The sequence below is a fragment of the Acinetobacter sp. Ac8 genome (assembly GCF_055392545.1).
Genome location: NZ_AP043689.1, coordinates 245,164 through 265,716, shown reverse-complemented (window position 1 = coordinate 265,716; position 20,553 = coordinate 245,164). Strand labels below are relative to the sequence as shown.

Here is a 20,553-nt window from a genome sequence, read left to right as displayed (position 1 = left end):
AATATTTAAAAACAACGGGTTAATCATCAAATAACTCATATTGAATCTTAATTTTTTTATTTAATTTTTTCTTTGAGAAAACGATAACTTGCATAAACAAGCATCAAGATTGCCAGCTGGCTGAACACCAAGAAAAGCATAAAAAAGAGTTCAGCAAAGACAACACCGAGTTGATAGTGATACAAGGATTGGAATAAATAGCCATTTCGACCTAAACCTACGGTCATATCTTGTTGAGCGAAATGCCATTGCATCATCGAAAAACTAAACCAGATAAACCCAAGAATACATACAACCACAAGCACCGCATCCCACAACTTAAACTGCGCTGTCTGGAGCGTTGTTTGAGGTGTAGTTTGACGCCCTTCTTGCCAAATCATGCAAAACAAAAAAACGGCCCAGAAGCTGCTCAATAGCGAAAAATATGCAGTCACCGATACCGTATAAAAAGCCAAGAGACCAAACCTTCCCGTTTGAATCTTTAATTTTTCTGTGATGAATTGAAATACATCGTGCTGCCAATTCATTTCTGGCTGAGCTGGTAAAAACATCAACAAACAGACGGGAACGAACATGACTGCCAGTAAAACTATCCATATATTTCTAATTTTAATTGCCATTTTTAATGTTTGTAACTGAGGTCTACTCAGTATATAAAAAAAGACGCCCTAAGGCGTCTTCTTCATTTCAAAAGCTGTTTAACTTAGAAAGAATCTTCGTTTAAAGCTTGAGAGAATGCTTGATCAACTTCAGAGAAATCATTTACAAGCTCATGCTCTGCAGCTTCTGCTTCTTGACGACGACGTTCTAAGTGGTATGCAAGACCAGTACCTGCTGGAATCAAGCGACCTACAACAACGTTTTCTTTCAAGCCACGTAAATCATCTTCTTTACCTGTTACAGCCGCTTCAGTTAACACACGTGTTGTTTCCTGGAACGATGCAGCAGAGATGAACGAGTCAGTAGAAAGCGATGCTTTGGTAATACCCATCAATTGACGTTCATACTTCGCAGGGAACTTGTTCTGAGCCAATACCGCTTGGTTTTCGCCCACAACGCGGATGTAATCCACTTGTTCGCCTTTGATAAAGCTTGTATCGCCACCGTCGGTAATGTCAACTTTACGCAACATTTGACGAACGATTACTTCGATATGCTTATCGTTGATTTTTACACCTTGTAAGCGGTAAACGTCTTGAACTTCGTTCACGATGTAGTTGGTTAATGCAACTTCACCTTTCAAACGCAAGATGTCATGTGGGTTTTGTGGACCATCAGAAATGGTTTCACCACGGTTCACATGCTCACCTTCAAACACGTTAATGGTACGCCATTTTGGAATCAACTCTTCATAAATTTCAGAGCCATCATCTGGTGTAATCACTAAACGGTTCTTACCTTTGGTTTCTTTACCAAAGCTTACAACACCTGAGATTTCAGCAAGAATTGCATGTTCTTTCGGCTTACGTGCTTCGAACAAGTCAGCTACACGCGGCAGACCACCGGTAATATCACGAGTACGTGAAGTTTCTTGTGGTACACGACCAATAACGTCACCAACACCGATCGTCTCACCATCACGAACAGTCACGATCGTGTTTTGTGGCAAGAAGTAGAACTGTTCGCCGCCATCGGTTGTATCCAACACGATTGCAGGACGCAAATCTTTACCAGAAGCAGGACGTGCTGTTACAGGTAAAATTTCAACAGTGGTCATACCTGTTGCATCATCAGTTTTCGATGTTGCAGTTACGCCATCCGAAATTTGGCTGAAGCGTGCTTTACCAGCAACTTCTGTAACCAATGGATGTGTATGCGGATCCCAAGTTGCAACAATACCGCCGCCTTCTACAGGTTGACCATCTTTAATCAAGATAGACGCACCGTATGGAAGTTTATAACGCTCACGTTCGCGACCTAAATCATCAGCGATACCGATTTCACCTGAACGTGAAACAGACACCAAGTGACCTTTGGCATGTTGAACAGTTTTAACGTTATGGAAACGAACCGTACCTTTGTTACGTACTTGTACGCTATTTGCAGCAGACGTTCGGCTTGCAGCACCACCTACGTGGAATGTACGCATGGTTAACTGTGTACCAGGTTCACCAATTGATTGCGCAGCCATAACACCGACAGATTCACCTGGATTCACCAAGTGACCACGCGCCAAGTCACGACCATAACATTTAGCACATACACCGAAAGTCGAAGCACAGTTTACAACTGAACGTACTTTAACTTCATCGACACCCGCATCTTCAAGATACGCCGCAATTTTCTCGTCAATCAATGTGTTACGTGGAAGCACAACTTCATCTGAACCCGCTTTTTTCACGTCTTCAGCAGTTACACGTCCTAATACACGTACACTTAATGGCTCAATGACATCGCCACCTTGAATGAACGGAGTCATTACAAGACCTTCGAGCGTACCACAATCTGGCTCAGTAATAACCAAGTCTTGCGCAACGTCGACTAGACGACGTGTCAAGTAACCAGAGTTTGCTGTTTTAAGTGCTGTATCGGCCAAACCTTTACGCGCACCATGTGTTGAAATGAAGTACTGAAGTACTGTCAAACCTTCACGGAAGTTTGCTTTAATCGGTGTCTCAATGATCGAACCATCTGGTTTCGCCATCAAACCACGCATACCTGCAAGCTGACGAATCTGAGCTGCCGAACCACGGGCACCTGAGTCAGACATCATGTAGATACTGTTGAATGATTTTTGCTTCTCGTCTTCACCCTGTTTGTTTTTAACAGTCGTGAATGACAAGTTGTCCATCATCGCTTTGGCAACTTGGTCGTTAGTACGCGCCCAAATATCGACAACTTTGTTGTAACGCTCACCCGCAGTTACGAAACCTTGCTCGAATTGTTGTTCAATTTCACGAACTTCAACTTCTGCTTTTTCGATAATTGCTTGTTTTTGTGGCGGAATCAACATGTCTTCCATACCCACAGAAACACCAGAACGGGTTGCTTGACGGAAGCCCAAGTACATCAATTGGTCAGCAAAGATAACAGTATCTTTCAAACCTAATTTACGGTAGCAAGAGTTAATCAACTTAGAGATGTTCTTTTTAGTCATCTCAACGTTGATTTGTTGGAAATCCATACCTTCAGGAACAACTTCCCAAAGTAAGCAACGACCAGGTGTCGTATCTACAACAATAGTTTGATGCTCACGGTTACCGTTTTCATCAATCACTGTTTGGTGTACACGTGCTTTTACACGCGCATGTAAGTCAACTTGACCTGTTGCAAGTGCACGGTTTACTTCGTGAGTATCCGCAAACACCATGCCTTCACCTTTGGCATTGATTGCATCACGTGTGATGTAATACAAGCCCAAGACAACGTCCTGAGAAGGTACGATGATCGGCTCACCGTTGGCAGGTGACAAGATGTTGTTGGTCGACATCATTAACGCACGAGCTTCTAATTGAGCTTCAAGTGTTAATGGAACGTGAACCGCCATTTGGTCACCATCGAAGTCGGCGTTAAACGCAGCACAAACGAGTGGGTGTAAACGGATCGCTTTACCTTCAATTAGAATAGGTTCAAATGCTTGAAGACCTAAACGGTGAAGTGTTGGCGCACGGTTCAACATCACAGGATGTTGACGAATTACAGATGCAAGAACGTCCCAAACTTCAGGAGTTTCACGCTCAACCATTTTCTTCGCAGCTTTAATGGTTGTTGCTTGGCCAGAAGCTTGTAGCTTAGCAAAGATAAACGGCTTGAATAATTCAAGTGCCATTTTCTTCGGAAGACCACATTGGTGTAAACGTAAAGTTGGACCTACAGTAATTACCGAACGACCAGAGTAGTCAACACGCTTACCAAGTAAGTTTTGACGGAAACGACCTTGCTTACCTTTGATCATATCTGCCAAAGATTTAAGCGGACGTTTGTTCGAACCGGTAATAGCACGACCACGACGACCATTGTCCAATAACGCATCTACAGACTCTTGTAACATACGTTTTTCGTTACGTACGATAATGTCTGGTGCAGCAAGGTCAAGAAGACGTTTTAAACGGTTGTTACGGTTGATCACACGACGATAAAGATCGTTCAAGTCAGAAGTCGCAAAACGACCACCTTCAAGCGGTACCAACGGACGAAGATCAGGTGGAAGTACTGGAAGTACATTCATCACCATCCATTCTGGCTTGTTGTTCGACTCTTTGAACGCTTCCATCAACTTCAAACGTTTAGAGGCTTTTTTAAGCTTCGTTTCTGAAGTTGTGTTTGGAATTTCTTCACGTAAACGAGAAATTTCAGCTTCAAGATCGATGTCTTTCAACAAATCTTGAACTGCTTCTGCACCCATTTTCGCGCTGAATTCGTCACCATGTTCTTCTAACGCAGTGAAGTATTCTTCATCGTTAAGAAGTTGGTACTTTTCCATTGGCGTCATGCCAGGATCAGTAACCACATAAGATTCGAAGTACAATACACGTTCGATATCACGTAAAGTCATATCAAGTAATAAACCGATACGGCTTGGTAATGATTTCAAGAACCAAATATGCGCAACTGGAGAAGCAAGCTCGATGTGACCCATACGCTCACGACGAACTTTTGCAGTTGTTACTTCAACGCCACATTTTTCACAAATGACGCCTTTATATTTCATACGCTTGTATTTACCACACAAGCATTCGTAATCTTTTACTGGACCAAAGATTTTGGCACAGAATAAACCATCACGTTCTGGTTTAAACGTACGATAGTTAATGGTTTCTGGCTTTTTAACTTCACCGTGAGACCATGACTTAATCATTTCTGGTGACGCAAGACCAATACGGATACGGTCAAACTCTACTGGAGCGTGACCATCTGAATCCGTCTTTTTGCGCATGATATCGAGCAAGTCTTTCAATTTTTTTCTCCGTGTGTCGAAGCGCTTTTCAGGCTACGACTGGGTCACAAATATTGTTTTTTCACTGAATTTTAATCCCCCTTGATCCCCCTTTTTCTAAGGGGGAAAGTCCCTCTTTCATAAAGAGGGATTTAGGGAGATTCAATGGTGAAGTTTAGTCACCATTTTTCAGTTCAATGTTGATACCTAAAGAACGGATCTCTTTGGTCAATACGTTAAACGATTCAGGCATACCCGGATCCATATAATGGTTACCATCTACAATGTTCTTATAGATGCGAGTACGACCTTCAACGTCATCCGACTTCACAGTAAGCATTTCTTGAAGTGTATAAGCAGCACCATAAGCTTCTAGTGCCCAGACTTCCATCTCACCGAAACGCTGACCACCGAATTGTGCTTTACCACCAAGCGGTTGTTGAGTTACAAGTGAATAAGAACCAGTAGAACGTGCATGCATCTTGTCATCAACCAAATGGTTCAACTTGAGCATGTACATATAACCAACAGTTACTGGGCGGTCAAAACGCTCACCTGTACGTCCGTCATACAATACTGTTTGACCTGTACGTGAGATACCACCAAGCTCAAGTAACTCTTTGATCTGACTTTCTTCTGCACCATCAAATACTGGCGTAGCTAAAGGAACACCTTTACGCAAGTTACCTGATAACACCAAGATTTCTTCATCAGTTAAGCTATCAAGATCTTCTTGCTCGCCACCAACTTTGTTATAAATCTTGTCTAAGAAATCACGAAGCTCAAGAACGGTACGTTGCTCTTTCATCATCTTGTCGATCTTATCGCCAAGACCTTTTGCAGCCATACCTAAGTGAGTTTCAAGAATCTGACCCACGTTCATACGTGATGGTACACCCAATGGGTTAAGTACGACATCAACTGGAACACCATGGATGTCATGCGGCATGTCTTCAACAGGCAAGATGTTTGATACAACACCTTTGTTACCGTGACGACCCGCCATCTTATCACCAGGCTGGATACGACGTTTTACAGCTAAGTAAACTTTAACAACTTTCAATACACCTGTTGTAAGCTCATCACCTGTAGAAAGTTTGCGTTTTTTCTCAGCAAATTTCTCATCAATCTCGTAGCTCTTCTCTTTCAAGAACACTTGAATTTGAGTTAAGCGTTCAGCGATGCCTTCATCTGTTGGTTGAACTTCTAAAAGATCAACAAGCTCTAAACCAGACAATACATCTTCAGATAGCTTATCACCGCGCTTGGTCGTACCGCCGCCGTTCGACTCTTGGCCTTTTAACAAACGGATAATACGTTCACGAGCAGCTTCTTCGAAGATTTTGAATTCTTCTTTCAAGTCTTTACGATAAGCATCAAGTTGCGCTTTCTCAATCGCTTGAGCACGTTCATCTTTCTCGATACCGTCACGTGTAAACACTTGAACGTCGATAACTGTACCTTTAACGCTTGAAGAAACACGTAAAGATGAATCTTTAACGTCTGCTGCTTTCTCACCAAAGATTGCACGAAGTAATTTTTCTTCAGGGGTTAATTGTGTTTCACCTTTAGGTGTCACTTTACCAACAAGAATATCACCCGCTGCAACTTCAGCACCGATATAAACAATACCTGATTCATCAAGTTTAGATAACGCTGCTTCACCTACGTTAGGAATATCGGCAGTGATTTCTTCCGCACCTAACTTCGTATCACGCGCAACACATGATAATTCTTGAATATGAATTGACGTTAAACGATCTTCTTGAAGAACACGTTCAGATAATAAAATCGAGTCTTCGTAGTTATAACCGTTCCAAGTCATGAACGCGACACGCATGTTCTGACCCAATGCTAATTCACCACCATCAGTTGATGGACCATCAGCAAGAACGTCACCACGGCCGACTTTATCGCCCATGCTCACAAGCACTTTTTGGTTAATACATGTGTTTTGGTTTGAACGCGTGTATTTGATCAAGTTGTAGATATCTACACCTGCTTCACCCGCGATCATTTCATCTTCGTTGACACGAATAACCACACGTGATGCATCTACAAACTCAATGCGTCCGCCACGTTTCGCGATCACACATACACCAGAGTCGTGCGCTACGTTTGCTTCCATGCCGGTACCCACAAGTGGTTTATCAGCAAGCAATGTAGGAACTGCCTGACGTTGCATGTTTGAACCCATCAATGCACGGTTTGCATCATCGTGTTCAAGGAATGGAATAAGTGATGCAGCGACAGATACAACCTGTTGAGCAGATACATCCATATGCGTCACTTTTTCAGGTGGCATACGAACGAAGTCACCTTGGTGACGTACTGAAACGAAGTCTTCTGTTAAATGTCCATCTTTATCCAATGCAGAATCGGCCTGTGCAATAACAGTACCTACTTCTTCAATTGCAGATAAATATTCAACATCATCTGTTACACGACCATCAACAACGCGACGGTATGGTGTTTCCAAGAAACCGAAGTTGTTCGCTTTTGCATAAACAGAAAGCGAGTTGATCAAACCAATGTTTGGTCCTTCAGGAGTTTCAATTGGACATACACGACCATAGTGAGTTTGATGTACGTCACGTACTTCAAAGCCCGCACGTTCACGTGTCAAACCACCAGGCCCAAGCGCAGATACACGACGTTTGTGTGTAATTTCTGACAACGGGTTGTTTTGATCCATAAACTGTGACAATTGGCTTGAACCAAAGAATTCTTTGATTGCAGCAGCAACTGGTTTCGCATTGATCAAATCTTGTGGAGACAAGTTATCTGTTTCAGCTTGGTTTAAACGCTCTTTAACAGCACGTTCAACACGAACTAAACCAACACGGAATTGGTTTTCTGTCATTTCACCAACAGAACGTACGCGACGGTTACCCAAGTGATCGATATCGTCGACTTCACCTTTACCGTTACGAATTTCTACCAGTGTTTTCAATACATCAATGATGTCATCGTTAGAAAGAATACCTTCTACTTCACGAGACTTCTGATCTGTACCCACTTCGTAAGGACGACCCAAACGACGGTTAAACTTCATACGCCCCACAGGCGATAAATCATAGCGCTCTGTAGAGAAGAATAAGTTATTGAATAAGTTTTCAGCTGCTTCTTTCGTTGGTGGCTCACCTGGACGCATCACTTTGTAGATTTCTACAAGTGCTTCTTCACGACCAGATGTTGTATCTGCACGTAAGGTGTCAGCAACAAAAGAACCGCGATCGATGTCATTGGTGAACAGGATATTAAATTGTTTAATACCACCTTCAGCAATTCTGACCAAAATCTCATGACTTAATACAGTGTTAGCAGTAATTACTTCACCGTCTTTAAGTACGATATCTTCAGCAGTAATACGCTCATACAAATATTCATCTGGAACTGGAAGTTTAGTTAAACCAGCAGCTTCCATTTGACGTACATGGCGAGCATTAATACGTTTACCTTGTTCAACAATGGCTTTACCATCATTGTCCACGATATCAAATTGAGCCATTTCACCACGAAGACGTTCAGGCACAAGGTCAATCTGATAGCTACCCATATCAAGATATACAGGTACTTTTTCGTAGAACATATTCAGAATTTGTTCATTGCTATAGCTCAATGCACGTAACACAACAGTCGCAAGCAATTTACGACGACGGTCAATACGTACAAAGACTAAATCTTTAGCATCAAACTCAAAATCTAACCATGAACCACGATAAGGAATAATACGTGCTGAATAAAGCACTTTACCGCTTGAATGCGTTTTACCTTTATCATGGTCAAAGAATACGCCTGGTGAACGGTGTAATTGAGATACGATTACACGCTCAGTACCATTGATGACAAAGGTACCATTCTCAGTCATGAGTGGCATTTCACCCATGTACACTTCTTGTTCACGTACGTCTTTAATAGATTTCGTTTCACGATCTTTGATGATCAAACGAATTTTAACGCGCATTGGTGCCGCAAAGGTTGAGCCACGAAGAATACATTCGCGAACATCAAACTCTGGTTTACCAAGACTATACTCAACGAATTCTAAAGCAGCATTGCCCGAATAACTTTCAATAGGAAAAACTGAACGAAATGCAGCTTGGAGACCGATATCTTCGCGATTTTTTGGTGTTTTGCCGTCTTGCAAGAATGTTCTGTACGAGTCGACTTGAATCGAGAGCAGGTACGGAGCATGCATGACTTGGGGCAATTTACCAAAATTCTTACGGATCCGTTTCTTTTCGGTATATGAGTATGCCATCTGGAGTCCTCGGAAAGTAAACTAAGTCCGCCTGCAGAACGAACTTAGAAGGAATTACGCAGGTCGATATGACCACCACTTTTATACAAATGCTGCAAATTTCAGTGGTACAAAACGCTTAGCAATATTTTTAAAATGGAAAAATATTGGTAAGCGTTTGATTGTGTTTATTTATTTTTAAAATTGATGGTTTTTCTACCAATCAATCTAAAATCGAGCCGATTATTGTAACGCAAAAAGGCTGATGACCCAAGAGCCATCAGCCAATTTTTGGGGTCAAATTAAAATTCGACCCCTAGCGAAATTACTTAACAGTAACTGTAGCACCAGTTTCTTCAAGTTTTTTCTTAAGTTCTTCAGCTTCTTCTTTAGAAACGCCTTCTTTAAGATTTGAAGGAGCGCCTTCTACTAAGTCTTTAGCTTCTTTCAAGCCAAGACCAGTAACTTCACGTACTGCTTTAATTACAGCAACTTTGTTAGCACCGAAAGAAGTCAATTCAACATTGAATTCTGATTGCTCTTCAGCAGCAGCAACAGCAGGACCTGCAGCTACAGCTACAGCAGCAGCTGATACGTTGAATTTCTCTTCGAAAGCAGAGATAAGTTCAACAAGTTCAAGAACAGTTTTTTCAGCAACTGCGTTTAAGATTTCTTCGTTAGTTAAAGCCATGAGAATAACTCCAAATGGATATTGAATGGTGTGTGAAATTTATTAAGCTTATGCAGCTTCTGACTCGTTTTTCTCTTTGAGCGCTGTAATAAGGCGACCCAATTTCGAAATAGGAGCTTGAAGAACATTGGCAAGCATAGTAAGTGCTTTTTCTTGGTTCGGAAGATTCGCGATAACGCTAACGTCAGCACCTTGATAAAGTTTGCCGTCAAATGCAGCAGCTTTAAGTTCAAATGCTTTGTTAGTTTTAGCAAATTCTTCAAACAAGCGAGCAGCTGCGCCCATGTCATCTTCAGAAGTTGAAAAAGCTAGAATAGTTGGACCAACAAGGTTTTCGTCTAAGATATCAAATTGAGTACCTTCGAAAGCACGTTTAGCCAAAGTGTTACGCACGATACGTGTCTTAACACCTAACTTACGAGCTTCAACACGAAGTGTAGTCAATTGTTCAACTGTTAAACCTTGGTAGTCAGCAACAACAGCAGCAAACGCGGTAGAAGCAACTTCATTTACTTCCGCAACGATCTGTTTTTTGTCTTCGATAAGAAGAGCCATTGTAAAACCTCCTAACGGTGATTTATGCAATCCACGGACTGCACTCCCAATTCGTAAATCAATCTCTTGACTTACACGCGGAGGAGGAATCAATCACACCACCGCGTCTACTCAGACTGGTATTTTAAGAAGCGAATCCGAAGACTCCCCTCGCCTGAGGTCTTTGACGCTGATAAATTTACATCTATCAATTCAAAGTCCGCCTGATGATCAACAAAGCCATGCTTTATCAATCCACAAGAAGAAAAGCTCAACTTCAATAGAAGCCATCACTCTTTCTTGCGTAAAATTTGAAGTAACACTTCAAATTTCACTCAGGACTTTAAAATTCTTTTATCGCAATATAATTATTGAAAAATAATTATTTAGAAACGTTTTGTACATCAACAACAAGACCAGGACCCATAGTTGAGCTCAAAGTGATCTTTTGGATGTAGATACCTTTAGAAGTCGCAGGTTTTGCTTTCTTAAGGTCAGCGATAAGCGCTTCAACGTTTGAACGAACAGCTTCAGCAGTGAAACCTACTTGACCGATCGCAGCGTGGATGATACCCGCTTTGTCTACACGGTAACGTGCTTGACCAGCTTTTGCATTTTTAACTGCAGTTGCTACGTCAGGAGTTACAGTACCCACTTTAGGGTTTGGCATTAAGCCACGTGGACCAAGGATCGTACCTAACTTACCAACAACACGCATTGCATCTGGAGCAGCAATCACAACGTCGAAGTCTAAGTTACCCGCTTGAATGCTTTCAGCAAGATCATCAAAACCAACGATGTCCGCGCCTTCAGCTTTAGCAGCTTCAGCAGCAGCGCCTTGAGCAAACACAGCAACACGTACAGTTTTACCAGTACCTGCAGGAAGTGTAGTCGCGCCACGAACAACTTGGTCAGATTTACGAGGATCAACACCTAGGTTTACCGCAACATCCAAAGATTCTTTGAATTTTGCAGCAGGTAGGCTGCTAAGAACTTGTACTGCTTCTTCCAAAGTGTAAACTTTGTTTGCTTCAATAGCTGCAGCAATGGCTTTTTGACGTTTAGTTAACTTTGCCATGTCTTATAGCTCCACTTCCAAGCCCATAGAACGCGCAGAACCAGCAATGGTACGTACACGTGCGTCTAAATCAGCACCAGTTAAATCTGGTTCTTTAGTAGTCGCAATTTCTTCTAACTGAGCGCGAGTCAACTTACCAACTTTAGTTTTGTTTGGTACAGCAGAACCCTTTTGGATACCAGCAGCTTTCTTAAGAAGAATCGCAGCAGGTGGAGTTTTCATGATGAATGTGAACGACTTATCGTTGTACACAGTGATCACTACAGGAATTGGAAGACCTTGTTCAACTTTTTGTGTAGCAGCATTGAATTCTTTACAGAATGCCATGATGTTAACACCACGTTGACCTAGTGCAGGACCAATCGGTGGAGATGGATTCGCTTTACCAGCTGGAACTTGCAGCTTGATATAGCCGTCAATCTTCTTAGCCATTTCAAATTACCTCTGGGTACAAACGCCTTTTAGAGCTCCCCAACATTTCAAGTAACGATACCGTTACAACAACAATGCCCGATCCATAACAAATCGGGCGCTTTCAAACAGTGCAAATTAAATTGTTTTTTCGACTTGGCGAAATTCCAATTCAACTTGAGTTGGTCGATTAAATACATTAATCGTCAACGTTAAACGTGATTTTTCGTACTGAACTTCTTCCACCACACCTTTAAAGTCTGTGAATGGACCGTCAGTAACAAGTAATTCTTCACCCGGCTCAAACATCGTCTTAGGACGAGGTGCTTCACCTTTATTGTGTACACGTGCAAGAATCGCATCAGCTTCTTTTTGCGTAATTGGTGCTGGCTTTTCAGCTGTACCACCGATGAAACCTAATACTTTTGGACATTCTTTAACAATGTGCCAAGTTTCATCATTCATTTCCATTTCGACTAACACATAGCCAGGAAAGAATTTACGCTCTGATTTACGTTTCTTACCATCCTTCATCTCTACCACTTCTTCGGTAGGAACAAGGACTTCACCAAAACTATCAGCAACAGCGCTACGCTGGATTCGATCATTAAGTGAACGCATCACTTGTTTTTCATAACCTGAATAGGCATGAATAATGTACCAACGTTTCATAGCTCTCTTACCCGATAATAAACTTCATAAACCAACCGATGATATAGTCAAAACACCACAAAATAATTGCGGCAACTACAACAACGAGGAGAACTTGCCATGAAGTGGTTACTGTTTCATGTTTCGTAGGCCATGTAACTCGACGCAATTCGATACGAGAGTCTTTAAGCAAACGAACAAAGCCTTTGCCTTGATGGGTGGCGTATAATAAACCTAAAGCTACGATGATACAAGCTAAAATTACCCCAATACGCACCCAGACACTATTTGCAGGTGCCCAATACGCTGGAAGATATTGATTTGTCATCAACGCACCGCCAAATAAAGCCAATGCTATGATCCACAAAATAAAATCAAATGGAGAACTTGTCTTCACCATTTCAGCAGAATTGTTGCTTTGAGGAATTGCCGCGCCGCCCATTGCGTCACGTGATTTATCATTCGACATTTTTGTACTCGTCGTAGGTTTCGCGACTTATTATATGACCAGTTTAGCCGACATCAAGTTTTTTATTTAAAAAATGGCAGGTCAGGAGGGACTCGAACCCCCAACATTCGGTTTTGGAGACCGACGCTCTACCAATTGAACTACTGACCTATAAACAAACCGAGAGCCCAAACTCTCGGTTAGAACAAACATATTAGCGGTTATGCAGTTACTTTAGCAACTACACCAGCACCAACTGTACGACCACCTTCACGGATCGCAAAACGTAGACCTGGGTCCATTGCGATTGGGTGAATTAGTTCTACTGACATTTCAACGTTGTCACCTGGCATAACCATTTCAACGCCGTCTTGTAATTGGATTGCGCCAGTTACGTCAGTTGTACGGAAGTAGAACTGTGGACGGTAACCGTTAAGGAACGGAGTATGACGACCACCTTCCTCTTTAGAAAGTACATATACTTCTGCGTCGAATTTAGTGTGCGGCTTGATTGTACCTGGTTTAGCAAGTACTTGACCACGTTGTACGTCTTCACGCTTAGTACCACGTAAAAGAACACCACAGTTCTCGCCCGCACGACCTTCGTCAAGAAGTTTACGGAACATTTCTACGCCAGTTACAGTTGTTTTAACTGTATCTTTGATACCAACGATTTCAACTTCTTCGCCGACTTTAACGATACCAGATTCTACACGACCTGTTACCACTGTACCACGACCAGAAATAGAGAATACATCTTCGATTGGCATCAAGAATGCTTTATCGATAGCACGTTCTGGTTCTGGAATATAAGAATCAAGCGCTTCAACAAGTGAAAGTACAGCTGATTCGCCATATTGACCAGCATCACCATTAAGTGCAGCAAGTGCTGAACCACGGATGATAGGCGTGTCATCACCTGGGAAGTCATAAGTAGAAAGAAGTTCACGAACTTCCATTTCTACTAATTCAAGTAATTCTTCATCATCAACAAGGTCACACTTGTTAAGGAATACAAGAATATAAGGTACACCTACTTGGCGAGAAAGAAGGATGTGTTCACGAGTTTGTGGCATTGGACCATCAGTCGCAGCACATACAAGGATCGCACCGTCCATCTGAGCAGCACCAGTGATCATGTTTTTAACATAATCGGCGTGACCTGGGCAGTCTACGTGAGCGTAGTGACGAATTGGAGAATCGTATTCTACGTGTGAAGTATTAATTGTAATACCACGTGCTTTTTCTTCTGGTGCAGAATCGATTGCTGCGTAGTCTTTAGCTTCACCGCCGTAAGTTTTTGCACAAATTGTTGCAATTGCAGCAGTTAAAGTTGTTTTACCATGGTCGACGTGACCAATTGTACCCACGTTTACGTGTGGCTTATTACGTTCAAACTTAGCCTTAGCCATTTGCTCTTCCTCGTTTATGTCGAACACGAGTTAAACAACTCAGCATCGACAATCGTCTAAAAAACTAGACACCTAATACTTGAAAAGCAGACTAATAAGCCTGCTTTTGAGAAACTGGTGTAGAATAATCTACCAAATTGTATCTGGAGCTCTTATCGAGATTTGAACTCGAGACCTCTCCCTTACCAAGGGAGTGCTCTACCACTGAGCTATAAGAGCATCATCTTCGATGGAGCGGGAGACGAGGGTCGAACTCGCGACATGTAGCTTGGAAGGCTACCGCTCTACCAACTGAGCTACTCCCGCTTAATGTTGGTAATTACCACTTATCGAAGTAATGGTGGTGAGAGAAGGATTCGAACCTTCGAAACTTTCGTGGCAGAGTTACAGTCTGCTCCCTTTGACCGCTCGGGAATCTCACCTTTACACTTACTTTCAGTGTCGTTCTTCAACATTATAACACAAAACCTTAAGATGGTGCCGGCACACGGATTCGAACTGTGGACCTACTGATTACAAGTCAGTTGCTCTACCAACTGAGCTATGCCGGCGTTTCTTAGTGTTTCGTACGTTTCGTATCGGAACGGTGTGCAGTTTAGCAAAACTCAGAATCCTTGCAAGTGTTTTTTGCAAAAAAAACCTCAAAAACTCATAAAATCAATCCGTTTGACGATAATTCAACCGCTTTGATCACTGCGCGAGCTTTTATTTGGGTTTCATTCCACTCTGATTCAGGATTTGAGTCGACAACCAACCCTGCACCAGCCTGTACATAGACCTTATTTTCACGAATAACACAGGTTCTGATCGCAATCGACATGTCCATTTCGCCATGCCAGCCCAAATAACCCACTGCACCGCCAAAAATTCCACGTTTTACCGGCTCAACTTCGTCAATAATTTCTATTGCACGAATCTTTGGGGCACCTGAAAGCGTCCCTGCTGGAAAAGTTGCCTTAAAAACATCCAAAGCATCGACATCATCCAACACTTCACCTTGTACATTGGAAACAATATGCATGACATGTGAATAACGTTCGATCACCATTTGATCAGTCACTTGCACTTTACCGATTTTCGAGACACGCCCCACATCATTACGGCCTAAATCAATCAGCATTAAATGTTCCGCAATCTCTTTTTCATCAGAAAGCAAATCTTTTTCAAGCGCCAAATCTTCTTCTTTGGTTTTTCCTCGTGGGCGTGTACCAGCAAGCGGACGTACAGTCGCGATTCCATTTTCGAGTCGAGAAAGAATTTCCGGTGAAGAACCTACGATATGGAACGGCTTTTGATCTAAAAGGGTCTGGCCTTGCACCAAAAATAAATACGGTGATGGATTGAGATGTCGTAATGCGCGATAAACCTGTAAAGGCTCACCATCAAAATCCGACACCATACGATGCCCAGGAACAACCTGCATCACATCACCAGCACGGATATATTCTTTAACTTTCTCAATTGACTCAAGGAATTTGTCATGCCCAGTCAGTGACTCAAAATGCGGAGCGGTATGTTTTTTAGCAACCAAGCTGATTGGCATAGCCAATAATGCCTCAATCTCATCCAGCTGTTGCTGAGCCTTGGCATAAGCCTCTGTATCATTAACATCTGCATGCACGATTAAAAACAAAGTATCTTTTAAGTTATCAAATACAATGACGGTTTTAGACAACATCATCCATAAGTCTGGCAGTCCAACGGGATCCGCCTCAGGCACATTCTTTAACCGTGGCTCAATATAACGTACTGCGTCATAACCAAAGTAGCCCACCAAGCCGCCAGTAAAATTAGGCAGCGCGGGTAAATCTTGCTGGGTGGGTACTTTAAACTGCGCTTGAAAATCACGGATATATTGAAAGGGATCTGTACATGGCTGGGTATCTATCGAGCCATCTACCGATTTTATCGTGAGCTGTCCTGCATTACAGGAAAACACGATTGATTCACCCAGTCCAATAATTGAATATCTTGCCCAGTTTTCACCACCTTCGACAGATTCAAAAAGATAAGCTTGTTGATGCTGTTTTAACCGTGCAAATACAGACAATGGCGTATCTGTATCGGCTAAGCGTTGGCGATATACAGGGATAAGGTTATAACCCGCTGATTTTAGTTGTTCAAATTGCGCTAAGGTTGTCATCAGGAATTCTCTCTATTTTCGATAATACTAAGTATGGATGTCTCTGCATTTCACTTAGTGACGCCATCGAAAAGTGCGTTTGCTATTCATTCCTCTTCCCTTTTTTCGCAACAATTTAAATATACCGGTGTTAAGCCAAAAGCTCTGTTAAATCATCCACCACTTGTTGTGGCTGACAGAGTTGAATATCTTCACCGTGATTATAACCATAGCTGACCACAATACAATCAACCTCTGCACGGCGTGCAGCCTCGACATCATTACTTGAATCGCCAATCATCAAAGTTTTGTCCGTTGATGACTGATAAGTTTCAACACAATACAACAATGGTTTTGGATGTGGTTTACGCACTTCAAAACGATCACCACCTATTACATCGACAAAATAGTGATCCATTTGCAATTCTTCTAGAATTTTTCGTGCGGGCTGTTCTGGTTTATTGGTCACACAAATCAATTTCTTATTGTTTTCAATTCCCCATTCTAAAAACTCTAAAATTCCAGAGAATGGTTTGGTATCAACACAAGGCTCTGCATTGTAAATTTCCAAGAATGTATCCAAAAGCTGTTGATGCAGTACTGGATCCACTTCACCTTTTAAATACTTCAATGTACTTTCACAAAATAATGAGGTGCCTTTACCAATCCAAACCCGAACCTGTTGTTCAGTGACTTGGGGTAAGTTCAAACGCGCTAGACTTAAATTCATGGCACGATATAAATCAAATGCTGAATCAACCAAGGTCCCATCCAAATCAAATAAAATCAGTTCACGTTGGTCTAGCTTTGCCACATTCATGATTTACACCTAAATCGAGTTTTAATTTTTAAAAACGAAAATACAAAAAAACAAAGGCATGCGATTGCATGCCTTGAGTGTAGCGCATTCGCAAATTATTTAAACAATAGCCATGCAATAATTGCCAAAATGATCAAAATCACCAGTATTGCCAAACCTAACTTTGCATTTTTCTGGGTTTCGACGTGTTCTTCTGCAACAATCTCAGGTGCTTTAACCTGCTCTACTTTTGGCTGTGTAGCCGCATGAATATCCACACCTTCTGGAATTGGCGCAGGTTTAGGGATTGCTACACCAGACGGCATACCTTCACGGTTGATTTGCACACTGCTATCTCGTTCTGAAAGCTCAGGCATGCCCTGTTCATTCATCTGATCTGCCACTGTACGTTCTACTGGGGCAGCTGGTTTAATTTCAGCAGTCGCCACAGCCTCAGCAGGTTGTTGAACTGGCGTTTCTATTGGAACTACAACCGGTTGAACTTCGACCTCAGGCGCTGCCTGTTCAGTTTGCAAAACAACAGGTTTTACCGGTGCAAGTACATTAAATTTAACACTGGCAAATTGAACAATATCACCATCCATCAACAGTTTATCTTGATCGATACGGATATCATTCACAAAGGTACCATTGGATGACTTTAGATCTTGAACCCAAAGTGCATCTTCTTTTAATAAGAATGCAGCATGGCGACGTGAAATTTCCGCAGCTTGTAATAACAGGTCTGCATCTTGATGGCGTCCAACCAGCATATCACGGTCAATCGTGACTTCCTGCCCTTCTAACTCACCTGTAATTGCTTGTAATTTCCAAGTCATGATTATCTTCCCATTCTAATTCAAGTCTATCTTAGCATGACATTTCTACAGTGCTAAATCAGCGTAAAACCAAGCCTTATGTTGCCCACGCCACAACAGAACACACCACAATACTTTAACAAGCTATTTTAAATATCAAATAAAGCATGCGATTAGAAGCACTTGTTACGCGAAGCCCACAATGCTACTGCTTACGGATATCATTTGGTTCCTCTGCAACGGGTGTAGTCACCGCATTGCCTTGTACTGCACTTGTCTTGGCACCTGTAGGCACTTTTTGATACTGGCTTGATGGTTGTGCTGTCGGTTGTGGTTGTACCAGCTTAGGTTGCGAACTTGGTGTCGAGCTAAACGGCAGTCGTTGCTGAAAAACATCATCAACATTGGCTGGGAGTTTGGCAAAATTACCATCTTTATCCATCGCCAATTGCAGACTATACAGTTGATCATAACGTTGTTGAGATACACGGCGTATATCTGCATTATCACCAATTATCGTTGGGTGGATAAACACCAATAAGTTACGTTTAGCATTCGATTTGCCTTCCGCTCTAAATAAACGGCCTAAGCCCGGGATATCACCCAAGAACGGTATAGATTGGCGTGTATGAGCTGTATCATCTGAAATCAAGCCGCCTAACACCACGGTTTGCCCATGATCCGCAAGCACAGAGGTCTTGATCGAGCGTTTACTGGTGACCAAATCCGTTGCCTGTCCTTTATTTTCAGCAACCGCAGAGACTTCTTGCTCTACCTCTAAGCGAATCGAACCACCCTCACCAATATGCGGAATTACCTTTAAGGTCACCCCCACATCCTTACGTTCAATTGAGGTATATGGATTGACAGTGCCTCCTGTCCCAGTACTGACTGAACCTGTAACAAATGGAACGTTTTGACCAACGACAATATACGCTTCTTCATTATCCATTGTGACAATCGATGGCGTAGATAATAAATTTGACTTGGTATTGGCTTTTAAAGCCTGAATCACAGCACCATATAGTCTACGTGAACCATCAGCACCTTCTTTATAATCTCCTAAAACAAGAGAGGCACCTGGACCGACAGCACCACCTAAACCAGCCGCACCACCTGATAGATAGCCTGCTGCCAATTTGGCTAAACTTGTACCCACTTTATCAAAGTTAATTAAACCCACACCACTACTTAGATCACCCATTGCCCATTGCACACCGAGTTGATCAGTATCATTACCCTCAACCTCAATAATCGTCGCTTCAATCAATACTTGTTGACGACGGACATCAAGCTGTTGGATCGCAGCCTCTATTTCGCGCATCAGTTGTGGCTCAGCTTTAACCACCAACGCATTTTGAGCACCATCTGCAATAATGCTCACACCATTGGCATTAAAACTGGTGATATTATTTTGATTATTGTTATTTGAATTGCTGTTTAAATTAATTGCTGGTGTTGAAATACTGCTTCCAGTGCTTGAGCCGGTATTCGATGATGAATTGTTATTATTGTTAAAACTGTTGCTATTGCTGTTGTTAGAACTACTATTAGAAGAATTATTTGAACTAGAATTGACTGCCTGACCTGTGACTAAGCCTTGTAAAATTTCAGATAAATTCTTTGCACTGGCATATTTTAATTTAAAGACTTTAAGACCACCTAAACGATCCGCAGAAGGTACATCCAACATTTCAATCATATTGCGGATACGTTTACGCGTACCTGTATCCCCTTTAATCAAAATACGGTTGGTCCGTGCATCAGCAATAATACGAACCCGTGCCCCAGCAAAGTCTTTCGATGCGCCTGTCGAACTCATGGCATCCAATTGCTTAATGATCTCTTCAGCTTGACTCTGTTGTAAAGGAACAGCTTCAATATCATTTTGCCCTGTACCATCTAAGTTGCGAATAATGGTTTCAAGTTGATAAATATTCGCTGCACGATCAGACACAATTAACGCATTGGTGCCTTGTATGGCCGCCAAATGCGCAAATTGTGGCATTAAAGGACGTAATGCGGGGATCAAATCATTGGGGTTGGTATTTTCCAACCAAATCACCCGTGTTACCACCTGATCACCACGTGCATTATTGCGTGGGTCATAAGGTACACCCGAGTTTTTTACATTACTGTCTGGTACCAAGCGAATGGTATTCCCCGATGGAATAGCCACCACACCATTGACATTCAGCACCCCTAAAAATAGGTCATAAACTTCATTTTTATTTAGAGGTTTATTTGAAATAACCGTGACATTGCCACGTACACGGGGATCGACTGCAAAATTTTTGCCCGTAATATCTGCAACTTCGTTGATAAAAGCCGTGAGATCAGCATCGCGTAAGTTAATTTTCCACGTCTGTGCATGTGCTGCTGTACTGACCGCAACCATCATTGGTGCCGCTGCAACTAAAGCCCAAAGTGGTCGATTGTGATTCAAAAAAGCCATAACTTATTATCTATC

Annotated in this window: 14 protein-coding genes and 5 tRNA genes; all 19 read right to left on the bottom strand. The window is 42.2% G+C overall.

What is annotated here, in order from left to right; genetic code table 11:
* Positions 1 to 56 precede the first annotated feature (56 nt).
* Positions 57 to 620 carry a hypothetical protein gene (locus ACZ5QH_RS01240; RefSeq protein ID WP_419309693.1) on the bottom strand — a complete coding sequence of 188 codons (564 nt, stop codon included), beginning with the start codon at positions 618 to 620 and terminating at the stop codon, positions 57 to 59.
* A gap of 83 nt (positions 621 to 703) precedes the next feature.
* Positions 704 to 4,897 carry a DNA-directed RNA polymerase subunit beta' gene (gene rpoC, locus ACZ5QH_RS01235; protein WP_004718473.1) on the bottom strand — a complete coding sequence of 1,398 codons (4,194 nt, stop codon included), beginning with the start codon at positions 4,895 to 4,897 and terminating at the stop codon, positions 704 to 706.
* 154 nt (positions 4,898 to 5,051) lie between these two features.
* Positions 5,052 to 9,140, bottom strand: a complete 4,089-nt coding sequence (gene rpoB / locus ACZ5QH_RS01230; protein WP_004718475.1) for a DNA-directed RNA polymerase subunit beta — start codon at positions 9,138 to 9,140, stop codon at positions 5,052 to 5,054.
* A gap of 304 nt (positions 9,141 to 9,444) precedes the next feature.
* Entirely contained in the window at positions 9,445 to 9,810 is a 366-nt protein-coding gene (rplL, locus tag ACZ5QH_RS01225) for a 50S ribosomal protein L7/L12 (protein WP_004818508.1), read from the bottom strand.
* Between the two features lie 48 nt (positions 9,811 to 9,858).
* Entirely contained in the window at positions 9,859 to 10,365 is a 507-nt protein-coding gene (rplJ, locus tag ACZ5QH_RS01220) for a 50S ribosomal protein L10 (protein ID WP_004718479.1), read from the bottom strand.
* A 361-nt stretch (positions 10,366 to 10,726) separates the two neighbouring features.
* Positions 10,727 to 11,422: a 50S ribosomal protein L1 gene (rplA, locus tag ACZ5QH_RS01215; RefSeq protein WP_004718482.1), complete on the bottom strand. Its 696-nt coding sequence runs from the start codon at positions 11,420 to 11,422 to the stop codon at positions 10,727 to 10,729.
* A gap of 3 nt (positions 11,423 to 11,425) precedes the next feature.
* The gene (rplK, locus tag ACZ5QH_RS01210) at positions 11,426 to 11,854 is read right to left on the bottom strand and encodes a 50S ribosomal protein L11 (RefSeq protein ID WP_004718484.1); all 429 of its coding nucleotides are present in this window, start codon (positions 11,852 to 11,854) and stop codon (positions 11,426 to 11,428) included.
* Between the two features lie 117 nt (positions 11,855 to 11,971).
* On the bottom strand, positions 11,972 to 12,505 hold the full coding sequence (gene nusG / locus ACZ5QH_RS01205; protein ID WP_004718486.1) for a transcription termination/antitermination protein NusG: 534 nt from the start codon (positions 12,503 to 12,505) through the stop codon (positions 11,972 to 11,974).
* A gap of 7 nt (positions 12,506 to 12,512) precedes the next feature.
* Positions 12,513 to 12,953: a preprotein translocase subunit SecE gene (gene secE / locus ACZ5QH_RS01200; protein ID WP_004718489.1), complete on the bottom strand. Its 441-nt coding sequence runs from the start codon at positions 12,951 to 12,953 to the stop codon at positions 12,513 to 12,515.
* A gap of 74 nt (positions 12,954 to 13,027) precedes the next feature.
* A tRNA-Trp gene (locus ACZ5QH_RS01195) sits at positions 13,028 to 13,103 on the bottom strand.
* Between the two features lie 50 nt (positions 13,104 to 13,153).
* Complete coding sequence (gene tuf / locus ACZ5QH_RS01190; protein ID WP_004723653.1) at positions 13,154 to 14,344, bottom strand: elongation factor Tu; 1,191 nt, start codon at positions 14,342 to 14,344, stop codon at positions 13,154 to 13,156.
* A gap of 144 nt (positions 14,345 to 14,488) precedes the next feature.
* A tRNA-Thr gene (locus tag ACZ5QH_RS01185) sits at positions 14,489 to 14,563 on the bottom strand.
* Between the two features lie 11 nt (positions 14,564 to 14,574).
* A tRNA-Gly gene (locus ACZ5QH_RS01180) sits at positions 14,575 to 14,650 on the bottom strand.
* A 32-nt stretch (positions 14,651 to 14,682) separates the two neighbouring features.
* A tRNA-Tyr gene (locus tag ACZ5QH_RS01175) sits at positions 14,683 to 14,766 on the bottom strand.
* A gap of 53 nt (positions 14,767 to 14,819) precedes the next feature.
* Positions 14,820 to 14,895 (bottom strand) — tRNA-Thr (locus ACZ5QH_RS01170).
* Between the two features lie 98 nt (positions 14,896 to 14,993).
* A complete protein-coding gene (gene trpE / locus ACZ5QH_RS01165) occupies positions 14,994 to 16,487 on the bottom strand; it encodes an anthranilate synthase component I (protein WP_303576929.1) in 1,494 nt (497 codons plus the stop codon).
* A 130-nt stretch (positions 16,488 to 16,617) separates the two neighbouring features.
* A complete protein-coding gene (locus tag ACZ5QH_RS01160) occupies positions 16,618 to 17,286 on the bottom strand; it encodes an HAD-IA family hydrolase (RefSeq protein WP_004718496.1) in 669 nt (222 codons plus the stop codon).
* 95 nt (positions 17,287 to 17,381) lie between these two features.
* Positions 17,382 to 18,104, bottom strand: coding sequence for an FHA domain-containing protein (locus ACZ5QH_RS01155; RefSeq protein WP_303576930.1), 723 nt, complete (start codon positions 18,102 to 18,104; stop codon positions 17,382 to 17,384).
* Between the two features lie 184 nt (positions 18,105 to 18,288).
* Positions 18,289 to 20,538 (bottom strand): type II secretion system secretin GspD, encoded by a 2,250-nt coding sequence (gene gspD, locus ACZ5QH_RS01150; protein ID WP_303576931.1) that lies wholly within the window; start codon positions 20,536 to 20,538, stop codon positions 18,289 to 18,291.
* Positions 20,539 to 20,553: the final 15 nt, after the last annotated feature.